Origin of the sequence: Candidatus Arcticimaribacter forsetii (genome assembly GCF_910589745.1) — a bacterium.
GTDB classification, from domain to species: domain Bacteria; phylum Bacteroidota; class Bacteroidia; order Flavobacteriales; family Flavobacteriaceae; genus Arcticimaribacter; species Arcticimaribacter forsetii.
Map to the genome: position 1 here is coordinate 459687 of NZ_OU342399.1, position 12793 is coordinate 472479.

At 33.3% G+C, this 12793-nt stretch carries 13 protein-coding genes; 4 read left to right on the forward strand and 9 right to left on the reverse strand.

Going from position 1 to position 12793, the window contains the following annotated elements:
* The first annotated feature begins 12 nt into the window (after positions 1–12).
* Complete coding sequence (gene tsaB, locus NG655_RS02125) at positions 13–690, forward strand: tRNA (adenosine(37)-N6)-threonylcarbamoyltransferase complex dimerization subunit type 1 TsaB (protein ID WP_252157705.1); 678 nt, start codon at positions 13–15, stop codon at positions 688–690.
* Here the strand turns inward: tsaB and NG655_RS02130 are convergent.
* Positions 680–2713, reverse strand: coding sequence for a thioredoxin domain-containing protein (locus tag NG655_RS02130; RefSeq protein WP_252157706.1), 2034 nt, complete (start codon positions 2711–2713; stop codon positions 680–682). The two genes, tsaB and NG655_RS02130, sit on opposite strands and share 11 nt — an antisense overlap.
* 5 nt (positions 2714–2718) lie before the next feature.
* Positions 2719–3615, reverse strand: coding sequence for a NifU family protein (locus tag NG655_RS02135; protein ID WP_252157707.1), 897 nt, complete (start codon positions 3613–3615; stop codon positions 2719–2721).
* Between the two features lie 98 nt (positions 3616–3713).
* Here NG655_RS02135 and NG655_RS02140 point away from each other — a divergent pair, with 98 nt between their 5' ends.
* A complete protein-coding gene (locus tag NG655_RS02140; RefSeq protein ID WP_252159071.1) occupies positions 3714–4235 on the forward strand; it encodes a gamma carbonic anhydrase family protein in 522 nt (173 codons plus the stop codon).
* On the opposite strand, the gene murI is transcribed toward NG655_RS02140, so the two are convergent.
* From murI to NG655_RS02175, 7 genes are all read right to left on the reverse strand, one after another.
* Positions 4216–5016 (reverse strand): glutamate racemase, encoded by an 801-nt coding sequence (gene murI, locus NG655_RS02145; RefSeq protein WP_252157708.1) that lies wholly within the window; start codon positions 5014–5016, stop codon positions 4216–4218. The two genes, NG655_RS02140 and murI, sit on opposite strands and share 20 nt — an antisense overlap.
* Positions 5017–5074: 58 nt before the next feature.
* Positions 5075–5584: an OmpH/Skp family outer membrane protein gene (locus NG655_RS02150; protein ID WP_252157709.1), complete on the reverse strand. Its 510-nt coding sequence runs from the start codon at positions 5582–5584 to the stop codon at positions 5075–5077.
* A 31-nt stretch (positions 5585–5615) separates the two neighbouring features.
* Positions 5616–6209 (reverse strand): OmpH/Skp family outer membrane protein, encoded by a 594-nt coding sequence (locus tag NG655_RS02155; protein WP_252157710.1) that lies wholly within the window; start codon positions 6207–6209, stop codon positions 5616–5618.
* Between the two features lie 3 nt (positions 6210–6212).
* Entirely contained in the window at positions 6213–8780 is a 2568-nt protein-coding gene (locus tag NG655_RS02160) for a BamA/OMP85 family outer membrane protein (protein ID WP_252157711.1), read from the reverse strand.
* The gene (locus tag NG655_RS02165) at positions 8773–9504 is read right to left on the reverse strand and encodes an isoprenyl transferase (RefSeq protein ID WP_252157712.1); all 732 of its coding nucleotides are present in this window, start codon (positions 9502–9504) and stop codon (positions 8773–8775) included. Before NG655_RS02165 ends, NG655_RS02160 begins: the two co-directional genes overlap by 8 nt.
* Entirely contained in the window at positions 9504–10205 is a 702-nt protein-coding gene (gene porG, locus NG655_RS02170) for a type IX secretion system protein PorG (protein ID WP_252157713.1), read from the reverse strand. The genes NG655_RS02165 and porG overlap by 1 nt, the downstream gene beginning before the upstream one ends.
* Positions 10206–10289: 84 nt before the next feature.
* Entirely contained in the window at positions 10290–11162 is an 873-nt protein-coding gene (locus NG655_RS02175) for an NAD kinase (protein WP_252157714.1), read from the reverse strand.
* Positions 11163–11287: 125 nt separating this feature from the next.
* On the opposite strand from NG655_RS02175, the gene NG655_RS02180 reads away from it, so the two are divergent.
* Positions 11288–12001: a pyridoxine 5'-phosphate synthase gene (locus NG655_RS02180; protein ID WP_252157715.1), complete on the forward strand. Its 714-nt coding sequence runs from the start codon at positions 11288–11290 to the stop codon at positions 11999–12001.
* Positions 12001–12771, forward strand: a complete 771-nt coding sequence (locus tag NG655_RS02185; RefSeq protein WP_252157716.1) for an alpha/beta fold hydrolase — start codon at positions 12001–12003, stop codon at positions 12769–12771. Before NG655_RS02180 ends, NG655_RS02185 begins: the two co-directional genes overlap by 1 nt.
* Positions 12772–12793 lie beyond the last annotated feature (22 nt).

Here is a 12793-nt window from a genome sequence, read left to right on the forward strand (position 1 = left end):
TAATTTTGTTTTATGTCTTACTTATTACATCTTGAAACAGCTACAACACATTGTTCAGTAGCTTTATCACAAAACGGAAATCTGCTTCATTGTATTGAAAACAACGAAGCAGATTTTCGTCATAGTGACCATTTACATTTATTTATAGAGAAACTTTTAAGTGACACCCATCTAAAAGCTAACCAATTGGATGGTGTTGTGGTTAGTATGGGGCCAGGCTCTTACACGGGGCTTCGAGTAGGCGTTTCTACCGCCAAAGGACTTTGTTTTGCTAATGATATTCCGCTGATTGCAGTTAACACATTAGAAGTTCTTGCAGAGGCTTACGATCCACTACCAAATGATATCTTAATTCCGATGTTAGATGCAAGAAGAATGGAAGTTTTTGCACTTGTTATGAATTCTAAGAGAGAGGTAATAGAACCAACTCATGCTGAAATACTAACTTCTTCCTCTTTTCAAAAATTTCAAGATCAAGGACGCCTTGTTTTTTTGGGTACCGGTACTGAAAAATCTAAACAAATTCTAACAGGAACAAATAGCTTGTTTTTAGAGGAACTTCAACTACCCTCGTCAAAAAATATGGTTAGTATGGGTACAAAAAAGTTTGAGACCCAACAGTTCGAGGATGTAGCTTATTTTGAACCTTTTTACTTAAAGGATTTTTATACAACTGCAACTAAGAAATAAGTTCTTCTAATTTTTTTTGAACAGCTTCAATAGAATTAAGGGGAAGTTCACATTGACTCTCTCTACACAAATAAAAAACGGTTTTTGAATCTGATGATCTATTTTTAAATAGGGGTAAACTCGAATTATTTGATGCAGACCAGCTGCAATTTATAACCGCATTGTTTTGAAGTTTTTCAATATCTTTTTTTGCATTTGGCCCAACGGCTAACACTTCATAACCAGGTTTGTAAATTCTAAACGCAACTGTTAGCCAATATGTATAATTTCTAGGATACTCTGTTATATCTTGTTTACAAGCACGAATCATTTCTATAGCTTGGTTTTTATAGTCTATAATTCCTAAATGACTTGAAAGTCGAATTAAGTTTTCAGCCATAATAGCATTTGAAGATGGAATAACATTATCGGAAGTTTCTTTTGTTCTAATTACGAGTTCGTCTGTTTCGCTGAAGAAAAATAAGGATCCGTTTTCATCTTTGAAATTAGAAATACAATATTCCATCAGTTTTTGAGCTTTTAAAATATATTGATCAGAAAATATTGTTTCGTAAAGATCTACGTATAATTTAATGATTGTTGCGTAGTCCTCTAAAAAGCCATCAATTTTATTAATCCCATTCTTTGAAATTCTTTTTAAATTCCCTCTTTCACAAACGAAATTATTCTCAATGAATTTTAAGTTGTTTAATGCTAATTCTAGGTGTTTTGGATTTCTGAAGCTCCTGTATGCGTCTAGGATCCCAGAGGTGAGTAACGCATTCCACGAGCAAATAATTTTATCATCTAATCTTGGCTTTGGACGCTTGTTACGTTCCTCTAGCAATAAAGTATTCCATTTTAGAACCTTAGTTTTTAGTTCTTCTAAAGGTATTTGAAAACGGTTTGCAAATTCTTCATCATTTTGCATCCTTCTTAACACAAAGTTTCCGTCTTCCCAATATCCATCATCATTAATAGAGAAATAAGCAGAAACAAGCCTTTGATTTTCTGGAAAAAGAGTTAGAATCTTTTCTTTAGTCCAAACATAATAAGCACCTTCTACCAGTTTTCCTTTTTCATCGATACTATCTGCATCTAATGCGGCATAAAATCCTCCTTGGGGAGAACATAGATTATCCTTAACAAAAGAAATGGTTTTAAAAACTACTTCTTTATATAGCTCCTTAGGTTTGTCTTTAAATGCTTTAGAATATAACGATATTAACTGGCCGTTGTCATAACCCATTTTTTCAAAATGGGGAACGTGCCATTCTTCATCAACAGCATACCTCGAAAATCCACCCTCTACGCAATCAAAAATTCCACCTAATGCCATTTTTTCTAGTGAGAAATGAAAATGATTTCCTCCATCTTCATTAGAACAGAGTTTGCTTCCGTTATAAATGAATTGTAGTAAAGTTGGCATCATGAATTTAGGAGCTCCTATTAACCCTCCGTTCAAGCTGTCTTTTTTTGAAATTACTTGCTCTAAGCTTTTCGATAGTTCTTCAAAACTTAAGAGTTCTTGCGTGTTTTGTTGAGGTTCAAAATGAGCTAATCCTTTCTCTAAATTATCAGCATACTGGACTAAGTCTTGTGGTTTTTTTTGAGAAAGATCTTTTATTTGAGATAAAACTTGCAACCACCGTTCTTTTGGGAAATATGTTCCACCCCAGATTGGTCTTCCGTCTGGAAGCGCAATCATATTTAAAGGCCAACCTCCTTGTCCACTTATTAGTTGTAAGGCGTTCATATAAACCTGATCTACATCAGGACGCTCTTCTCTATCTACTTTTATGTTTATGAAGTTTGAGTTCATAAACGAAGCAACCTCTTCGTCTTCAAAACACTCATGCTCCATAACATGACACCAATGACAAGAAGCGTAACCGATACTAATTAAAATTAACTTCCCTTCTTCTTTAGCTTTTTTTAAGTGTTCCTTTTTCCATGGGAACCAGTCAACAGGATTATGAGCATGTTGAAGTAAATAAGCACTTAGCTCATTAATTAAGGAGTTGGTGTGTTTTTTAGAGTTCAATAAATTTATCCATTGATGGCATTAACGGTAGAAATTTTTCCTGGTAACATTTCTTTAAGCATGTTTTCAATTCCATTTTTTAACGTAAAAGTAGAAGATGGGCATCCGCTACAAGCACCTTGTAAAACTACTTTTACGCTTTTGTCATCTGAATTATAAGAGTCAAATAATATATTACCTCCATCAGCAGCTACTGCAGGTTTAATGTAATCTTCTATTATTCCAACTATTTGTTGTGAAATTTCGTCTAGGGGTTCAGATTCAACACTAGTTGCTGTTTCAGCTATCACCTCTACTTTTTGAGGAACAATTACTTCGTTTCCTTCTTCTAAAAATGTACGAAGAAATTCACGAATCTCTAAAACTATTTGATCCCATTCGGCAACTTCAAATTTTGTTATGGATATATAATTTGTATCCATAAATACTTCCTTTACAAAAGGAAAATGAAATAACTTTTGTGCTAAAGGGGCATTTGTAGTTTCGTCAATATTTTTGAATTCAAAAATTTGATCTACAAGTTTCTTGTTTGCTACAAACTTCATTACTCCTGGGTTGGGAGTGCTTTCAGCATATATTGTAATCGGAACTTTTTTAAGAGGTTCTACTTGATTTATAATTGTTCCACCTTTGTTCAAATAGGTTTCAATTTCTAAAGAAACATCTTCTAAAACATCTTTCCATTCTAGAATACTAAAGCGTTCGATTTCTAAGGCTTCTTTTTTAAGAACTACAGACTTTACAAACGGTAGATAGAACATTTGTTGCACTAGTGGAGCATCCTTTGCTTCATCTATATTATTAAATTTAGAAGCTTGTATTATCTCTAAAGCAGGAGATATTTCGAATCTAGCAATAGTTTCGTCTTGAGTTTGAGAGGGAGTAATAGTATATGTAGTCATTACAAATTTTTTACAAAAATACACAAAACCTATCTTCGATGATGCGTTTTTCACAGTTTCATTTTAACCAAATTACTATCTTCGATAAAAACATTATTATGCTCATCAAAACCGTTCGAAATTTTACACCCCAATGGGGAACTGATTGTTTCCTAGCTGAAAATGCAACTCTAATAGGAGATTTAGTAATGGGAGATCAATGTTCTGTATGGTATCAAGCTGTAATACGAGGTGATGTTAATTCCATTCGAATAGGAAATCGAGTTAACATTCAAGATGGAGTTGTTATTCATGCTACCTACGAAAAAACTAAAACAATTATAGGAAACGATGTTTCTATTGGTCATAATGCTATTGTGCATGGATGTACTTTAAAAGACCGTGTTTTAGTTGGTATGGGTAGTATTATTATGGATAACTGTATTATTGAATCGAATAGTATTATAGCTGCTGGAAGTGTTGTTACTCAAAATACTCATGTACCGGAGGGAACTATATTTGCAGGAATACCTGCAAAGAAAATTAAAGATATAGACCCGAAACTTCAAAAAGATGAAATTGAAAGAATAGCTAAAAACTATTTAATGTATTCTAGCTGGTTTAAGAAAAATCAGAATTAAGAACAGTAACAAGCGTTTCGTTCGGAAGAAAATTATAAAGTGATGATTTTTTTGAGGAACTTATAAATTCAACACTGCCTTTTTTCGTATACAGACATTCAAGATTATTGTTTAATAATACTTTGAGAGTTTGTTTAGCAACAGCATCTGCGCTATCTATGATTTTCACGTTTTCTGGTAACATATTTTTTAACCTAGAAATTAAAAAGGGATAATGAGTACATCCTAGAACCAAAGTATCGATGTTTTGATCAAGCATTGGATTTATATAAGATTCTAGTAATTTAGTAAGATCAGGACTATTTAATGATCCAGTCTCTATTAATTCAACAAGTCCTTCTCCAACTTGTTCAATTACTTGTACGTCTTTGGTTATGGTAGCACTAGTTTTGGCAAAAAGAGAGCTACTTAATGTTCCTTTTGTAGCTAGTACTCCAATGACTTTAGTTTTGCTTTCAAGTGCTGCAGGTTTAATTGCAGGTTCTATTCCAATAAATGGAATTGGAAAATCATTTCTGAGTATATCAATTGCATTGGTAGTAGCAGTATTACATGCAACAATGATGAGTTTACACCCTTTGTTTATTAAATTTTGAGTTACAATTTTACAACGGTTAATAATTTCATTTTTATCTTTTTTGCCATAAGGAGCAAAGGCATCATCCGAAATATATAAAAATTTTTCGTTTGGTAGTAATGATTCGAGAGCAGGTAATAGCGTTAAGCCTCCTACACCTGAGTCAAAAATCCCTATGTATGAATTATTTTTTGTTTTCATCATATAAAAAAAGCTGCCCTAAAATTTAAGGCAGCTTGTTTGTATTATGTGTTGAGTTGTATTAGAATCCTAATTCAACTTTAACCTCTGCAGAGATATCAGTACCATTTGATACAAGCACACCAAGACCTTGAGTAGTGTCTAATACATAATCAAATCCTAATGATTTAGATACTTTGTCTATTGCAGCTACCGCTTTTTCGTAAAGAGGTCTAAGTAATTCGGCTCTTTTCTTTTGTAGATCCTGACTTGCAGTTTCTTGGAAAGTCTGGATGTTTTGTTGCATGCTTTGGAGTTCAGCAGCACGTGCTTGCTGAGTAACAGGTGATAAAGTAGACGCCTGAGCTTCGTATTCTTTATATTTAGATTGAAACTCTTTAATTGTATTTTCAATCTCATTAGAGTAAGTTTCCTCTAATGCTTTTATTTGTTTGTTAGCAGCAATTACTTCCGGCATTTCACTAATTAGTTTACTTAAATCTATGTGAGAAACTTTAGATTGAGCAAAAGTAGCTGTCAAAGGAAGGGCAAACATTAATGTTGCAAGTAAAAGTGATTTTAAATTTTTCATTTTTTTGTATTTAGTTGTCTGTGTTTTATTCTTAATTGTTTTTTAGCTTTTTAATTTGCTCTTTTCTCTTTTCTAAATCCTTTTTTCGATTTTTAATTCGATCCTGAGAGTTAATTTTTCTTAAAACTAGGTCGCTAATATCGTAATTTTTTGCGGAATACAACATAACCAAGTCAGAAGATCTGTCAAAAATAAAGTCATATTTTCTTTCTTTAGCAATTTCGCGTACAATTCCGAGTACTCGATCTTGAATTGGTTTTAAAAGTTTCGTTTTTTGTTGTATTAATGCTCCATTAGGACCGAACTTTTGACTTTGAAGATTTACTATGTCTGCGGCAAAATCATTAATTTCTAGTTCTCTGTCAGAAATTAAATTAGGGGTTAGTAATGCTTTTTCTGCGTTTAGAGCATCTTCTAACTTTTTAAGTTTGAGTTTTTGGAGTTCAATTTCTTTTTTCCATTCTTCTACCTTTTTATTTAGTAGCGTATTGGCTGTTTGATATTCATCAACATTTTCTAGAATAACATTCATATCGATATATCCTATACGCACCCCTCTTTGGCCCCAATTTTTATTAAAGTAGAGTAGTGTTAAAAAAAGTAATAATATGTTTAACTTTTTCATTCTTTAGAATTGTTGACCAATTATGAAATGTGTTTCCCATCCATGTGGCCCTATTTCACCGTCGTTTGCTCCATCAAACCCGTAACCAAAATCGATTCCTAATAATCCAAATGCAGGCATGAAGATTCTAATCCCTCCCCCTGCGGATCTTTTTGAGTTGAAAGGGTTGAAGTCGCTAAAGCTATTATAACCGTTTCCTGCTTCAAGGAACGTAAGAGCATAAATAGATGCAGTAGGTTTTAGGGTAATAGGGTACCGTAATTCTAGAGAGAACTTGTTGTAAATCGTTGATCCATCTCTACTGGATAAAGATTGATTTTCATATCCACGAAGAGCAATAGTTTCTCTTCCATCAAGAGCATAATTAGCCATACCGTCTCCCCCTAGATAAAAACGTTCAAAAGGTATTGCTCCACGGTCACTATTGTAGGTTCCAAGGAAACCAAAGTCTGCCTGTGTTTTCAAAATAAGTTTATCCCATATTTGAGTGTACCAAGTTCCATTGAATTTAACTTTGTAAAACTCTAACCAACGAAATTTTTCCTGATCCATTTTTGCTTGATCTGCTACTAATTCTCCATCTGAATTTAGAGATTTAAATTCTTGAAGGTTTTCTAAGTTTCCATAGTCAATATCACTGAATAGAGAGAAAGGAGGTGTAAGTTTTGCACTTATTACAAAGCTTGATCCTGCAGTAGGGAATATAGGGTTCACAGAAGTATTATTTCTAGAAAGCGAAATCGTGTAAGCGATGTTATTTGACTCTCCATTTCCAAAAGTAAATAGACCCGTAAAGTAATTCTGAAGGTTGTAATATTGGTAAGAAACAGCCTGCGATAATGTAAAAAAATCATCTGGGACTCTGAGTCTTTTTGCTAAGCCAAAAGTAATGCTGCTGATTTGAAATGATTGACTTTTATCAGCTCTTTGAGTAAAAAAGTCATATCTAAACTGGTTTGTTCTCGAAAGTGAAGTTGAAAATTGAACTGGTTGTTTTCCTCCTAACCATGGTTCTGAAAAAGAAAAACTATAGGTATTATAAAACTGACTAGCTTGTAAACGAAGGCTTAAAGACTGACCGTCTCCTGAGGGAACTGGTCTATAGGAAGCTTTATCAAAAATATTTCGCATGGAAAAGTTATTGAAAGATAGTCCGAGTGTTCCAATGAAACCACCACCACCATAACCTCCTTGAAGTTCAATTTGACTTGCACCTGATTCAACTAGACCAAATTCAATGTCAACGGTACCAGCATTTGGATCAACATTCTTAAAGTCAGGATTAATCTGCTCTGCATCGAAGAAACCTAGTTGTCCTAGTTCTCTAACAGTTCTAACAACCTTGTCTTTACTGTAAAGCTCTCCAGGCTTTGTTCGTAATTCTCTAAAAATTACATGGTCATTAGTTTTGTCATTTCCAACAACCGAAATCTTGTTAAAAGAGGCTAATTTACCTTCTGTAACTCTAATTTCGAAGTTTATGGTATCGTTCTCGGCACTAACTTCAACGGCATTTATATTTGAAAAAAGATATCCATTATTTTGGTATAAATTAGTAATGTCGTTACCGTCGGGTTTAGATTCATCCGCAATTCTTTCTTTTAATAAAATCCCGTTGTACGTATCACCTTTTTTAATTCCTAAAACAGAAGCAAGAACACGGTCGGTATAAGCAGCGTTTCCTAGATACTTTATGTCTCCAAAATAATATTTACTTCCTTCTTCAATTTTTAATTTAATTGCTAAATCTGATTGGTCAGCTTCTATAATTGTATCTGAAATAATTCTTGCGTCACGAAATCCTTTTTCTTTATAAAAGTCGATAAGTGATGTTAAATCTTCTTGGTAGTCTTTGTCAATATATTTGGATTTTTTCCAAAACCTATAAAACTGTTTTTTCTTTGTGTTTTTTAATTTTGAAGCTAGTATCCTTGGAGAAAACTCCTTTACTCCTTCAAAATCAATTGTTTTAATCTTTACACGATCTCCTCGATCTACATTTACAACCATTTTCAAAACGTTTTGAGCTGTAGAGTCTGGAATTGTATTTAAGGTTACCTTGGTGTTTAGGTATCCTTCTTTTCTATATTTATTTACAATGTAATTTTTAGTATTTGTCAAAAAACTTTCAGACAGTTTTTTGCCTTTAGTTAATTCTGTATCTTTTATAAGCGATTCAGCTTTTTTGTTTTTAATACCAATAATTTTAACTTCAGATAGGGTAGGTAACTCCTCAATTTCAATTTCTAAGGTTAAAAGATTTCCATTAACTTCAGCGATGTAAAAATTAATATCACTGAATAATTCAAGATTCCAAAGCTTTTGAATAACAGAGCTAATTTCTTCTCCAGGTACTTGAATAACTTGCCCTTTTCTTAGTCCACTGTAAGAAATAACAGTTTTACTATTATAACTCTTAAGTCCAGTAACTTTAATCGAGTCGATCGTGTACTTTTTAGAGTTATTATAGTTGGTAGGAGCATTAGTCTGAGCACTAAGTGTTTTTGCGCCTAAGGTGAATACTAGTATTATAAAAAGTAATACCGAGTTTTTATATAAAGGCTTAAGCATTGAGTTGTTCACTTGTTTTTCCAAATCTACGTTCTCGTTTTTGGTAATCATGTATTGCTAGGTGTAAATGTGATTCATTAAACTCGGGCCAGAGAATTTCTGTGAAATATAATTCTGCATAAGCTATTTTCCACAACAAAAAGTTGCTAATTCTTTCTTCACCACTGGTTCGAATCAATAAATCTACATCAGGTAAATTTTGCGTGTAAAGATGCTTATTTATTATGGTTTCATCAACATTTTCGGGAGAAATTATATTATTTTTAACTTTATGAGCGATCTCTTTAAATGCTTGAGTTAACTCTTCTTTACCACCATAGTTCAGTGCTAAGGTTAACTTCATTCCAGAATTGTTTTGAGTCTGTTCAATGGTATATTTTAGCTCTTTTTGAACAGGTCCAGGTAATTTACTTAAATCGCCAATTGTGTTAAAAAGAATATTATTCTCTGTCATCTGCTTTAATTCTTTTTTCAAAGAGCTAACAAGTAAGGTCATCAAAATGGTTACTTCCTTTTCAGGTCGTTTCCAGTTTTCTGTAGAAAAAGCATAAAGTGTTAGATTTTCAATTCCTAAGCGCGCAGATTCTTCCACAATTTTTTGAACAGCTTTCACACCAGTTTTATGTCCAAATAGTCTGTTTTTTCCTTGAGCTTTAGCCCAGCGGCCATTACCATCCATGATGATAGCTACATGGGATGGTATTTTACTTAAGTCTAAATTCATTATTTCTCTTTACAGTAACAAGGTAATCGCCCAAAGGTAAAACTTAAAGTTAAACCAGTAAACATATACCAGTCATTATTATACAAAGCACCGTGTTTTAAATTGGGGTTATTTTCAAATTCATTAACAGGATTACTACCATCTAAATTGTCAGTAAAAGTATATCGTGCACCTACTTCAAAGCTCAAAACAAACTGCTCACTTAATTTAGCCTTCGCTCCAATAACTAATGGAATTGCAAATTCCAGGTCATCACTATATTTAACTGGGCTTAGTGGTGAATTTTGATCTGTATAAAACAAGTCGTACTGAAAATAGTTAAGTCCCAAATAAACATAAGGAGAAAAATCTAAATCCTGATCATGTAAATTAAAATCAAAAAAATTGAATTCAATTCCTCCTGAAAATTCTAATATTTGATTTGTTGCACTTAGAAAAGTTAAAAATCTGTTGAGGTCATTTGTGAAAAAATTTCTGTTTTCTATTTTGGAATATGAAAAACTTCCTCGAAATGAGTAACGTGTAGTAATGTTGTATTTATAAACTAAGCCAAAAGCAGGTGACTTTGTATTGATAAATTTTCTGCTTCCAATATCACCAATGGAGTTACTTCCCCCAAGAAAAACACCTACTTCATGCATTTGTGCAGTTGAAATTAGTGGGAGGATAAGAAATAAGCTTAAAAGAAAAATTCTTTTCATCAGAATTAGGGAAACGATAATGTTTATATTAAATCAGTATTTAATAATACACTACTTTAAACTGATTTAAACTAAAATTATTGCCTAATTTCTTGTATCTAAACCCCAGAAAAGTTTGTCGCGCAGGGTTTTGAAAAACTCGTTATCTTGTAATTCAACAGTAGCTAAAGTGAATGCTGCTTTTTTGATTAGAATTTTTGTTCCTTGTTCAACAGAAATTATCCTAGAATCAAGGGATAATAAATGATCTTCTCCTCTACCGGTTACCTCAAGTTCTACGCTTGTAGTATTCGGAATTATTAAAGGTCGTATATTGAGATTATGTGGTGCGATAGGAGTTAGAATCAAGCCTGCAGTTTCCGGTGACATTATTGGTCCCCCACTGCTAAGTGAATAGCCCGTTGATCCCGTTGGTGTGGATATAATTAAACCATCTGCCCAATAAGTAGTTAAAGGCTCCTGGTCTAATCGAGTGTCAATGCTTATTAAAGAAGCTGTATTTTTTCGATTTACACTAATCTCATTTAAAGCATATGGAAAAGAGTCAATTTCTTCATTTGCTTCGGGTAAGGATACTTCGAGCAAAGTCCTATTTATAATTGCATATTTGTTTTCCCAAAGTTGCTTTAATCCAACATTTAAAGACTCTTTTTGTAAACTAGTTAAAAACCCTAATCTCCCTGTATTTATTCCTAAAATAGGCACATTACTTTCTTTTACAGTCATTATTGCTCGTAACATGGAACCGTCACCGCCTATACAAAAAAAGAAGTCGGTATCTGGAGGAAGTGTTTCAAAAACTGAGACGTAAGAAACTACCTCTGGATCTTCAAGAAAAATTTCCATTTTAGAGTCTACTAATACCGTAATCTTTCGTTCAAGAAGATGCTCAATAACCCCTTGTGCATAACCTCTAGAACGTTCATTTTGGAACGGACAAATAACAGCAATTTTCATAACTCCAAATTTAAATCAAAAGTACAAAAACTTATGTAGTACTTTGTTTAAGAATTTTAAATATGTTTTCCTTCTATTCTCTTGGGATACGAAACACTAAGTTCGTAATTTTACAGAAAAAAATAATGACAAAGCTCAGTGTTAATATTAATAAGGTTGCTACACTAAGAAATTCACGTGGAGGTAATACTCCAAATTTACTAAAAGTTGCAACAGACATCCAGGCCTTTGGTGCTGAAGGAATTACAGTTCATCCTCGTCCAGATCAAAGACACATTAGGTATGCTGACGCATATGAACTTCCGAAAGTAGTTACGACAGAATATAACATAGAAGGAAATCCAATTCCTGAATTTATAAAAATGGTTCTCGATATTCGTCCAACCCAGGTTACTCTTGTTCCAGATGCTGTTGATGCTCTTACCTCTAATGCCGGATGGGATACACATGAAAATAAAGACTTTTTGAAGGACGTAATAAATGAATTTAAGTCTGCAGGGATACGAACTTCTATTTTTGTAGATCCGGATATAAAAATGGTAGAAGGAGCAATAGAAACAGGGACAGACAGGATAGAATTATACACAGAACGTTATGCAGACAGTTATTTAAACAACCCAGAGCAAGCAATCAAACCTTATGTTGAGGCTGCTACTCGCGCTAATTCTTTAGGTTTAGGAATCAACGCTGGACACGATTTAAGTTTGGAAAACGTACAATATTTTGCACAAAATATTCCTCAGTTATTAGAAGTTTCTATAGGTCATGCTTTAGTTTGTGAATCCCTTTATTTAGGATTCGAAAATGTAATTCCAATGTACCTTCAACGTCTTTCATAATGGATTTACTAAACAGTTTAATTTTAGGAAGTGGAGACCGACATTTAGTTGTATTACACGGGTTTCTTGGAATGGGTGATAATTGGAAAACACATGCGAAAAGATGGGAATCTCAAGGGTGGTGTGTTCATTTATTAGACCAAAGAAATCACGGAAGAAGTTTTTGGTCTAATGATTTTGGATATTCTTTTTTGGCATCCGATTTGAAAAACTATTTGGATTACCATAAAATCGAAAAGTGTACTCTCTTGGGTCACTCTATGGGAGGTAAAACAGCAATGAATTTTTCATCACAATATCCGGAATATATAACGCAGCTTATAGTTGCCGATATTGCACCTAAAGAATATAATTCTCATCATCAGCAGATCTTAAACGGCTTAGCCTCTCTTGATTTTTCTGAGTTAAAATCTAGGTCGTCTGTTGATTTAGCCTTAGCGACTTATGTTAAAGAGCAGTCGGTCCGTCAGTTTTTGCTAAAAAATCTATATTGGGAGGAAAAAGGAAAACTAGGATTAAGAATCAATATTAAAGTTCTAAAAGAGGCAGGAAACTTAATAGGAGAAGGATTAGCTTCACATTATATATTTAATGGACCAACTCTTTTCTTAAGAGGGATACTATCCGGTTATATTTTGGATGAAGATCACTTAGCCTTGAAGCATCATTTCCCAAATTATGCTCTTGTAGATATTGAGCAAGCTGGACATTGGCTGCATGCCGAGAATCCTACAGCTTTTTTGAAAGCGATTGAGGAATGGTGGGTTTAGTTTTTTCACAGTAGCCCGATAA

Bases quoted from the DNA above. Each gene is read 5' to 3' on its own strand.
- NG655_RS02150 (WP_252157709.1), bottom strand. From the start codon at position 5,584: ATGAAAAATTTAAAATCACTTTTACTTGCAACATTAATGTTTGCCCTT.
- NG655_RS02160 (WP_252157711.1), bottom strand. From the start codon at position 8,780: ATGCTTAAGCCTTTATATAAAAACTCGGTATTACTTTTTATAATACTA.
- NG655_RS02165 (WP_252157712.1), bottom strand. From the start codon at position 9,504: ATGAATTTAGACTTAAGTAAAATACCATCCCATGTAGCTATCATCATG.
- NG655_RS02185 (WP_252157716.1), top strand. From the start codon at position 12,001: ATGGATTTACTAAACAGTTTAATTTTAGGAAGTGGAGACCGACATTTA.
- tsaB (WP_252157705.1), top strand. From the start codon at position 13: ATGTCTTACTTATTACATCTTGAAACAGCTACAACACATTGTTCAGTA.
- NG655_RS02140 (WP_252159071.1), top strand. From the start codon at position 3,714: ATGCTCATCAAAACCGTTCGAAATTTTACACCCCAATGGGGAACTGAT.
- NG655_RS02175 (WP_252157714.1), bottom strand. From the start codon at position 11,162: ATGAAAATTGCTGTTATTTGTCCGTTCCAAAATGAACGTTCTAGAGGT.
- NG655_RS02155 (WP_252157710.1), bottom strand. From the start codon at position 6,209: ATGAAAAAGTTAAACATATTATTACTTTTTTTAACACTACTCTACTTT.
- NG655_RS02180 (WP_252157715.1), top strand. From the start codon at position 11,288: ATGACAAAGCTCAGTGTTAATATTAATAAGGTTGCTACACTAAGAAAT.
- murI (WP_252157708.1), bottom strand. From the start codon at position 5,016: ATGATGAAAACAAAAAATAATTCATACATAGGGATTTTTGACTCAGGT.
- porG (WP_252157713.1), bottom strand. From the start codon at position 10,205: ATGAAAAGAATTTTTCTTTTAAGCTTATTTCTTATCCTCCCACTAATT.
- NG655_RS02135 (WP_252157707.1), bottom strand. From the start codon at position 3,615: ATGACTACATATACTATTACTCCCTCTCAAACTCAAGACGAAACTATT.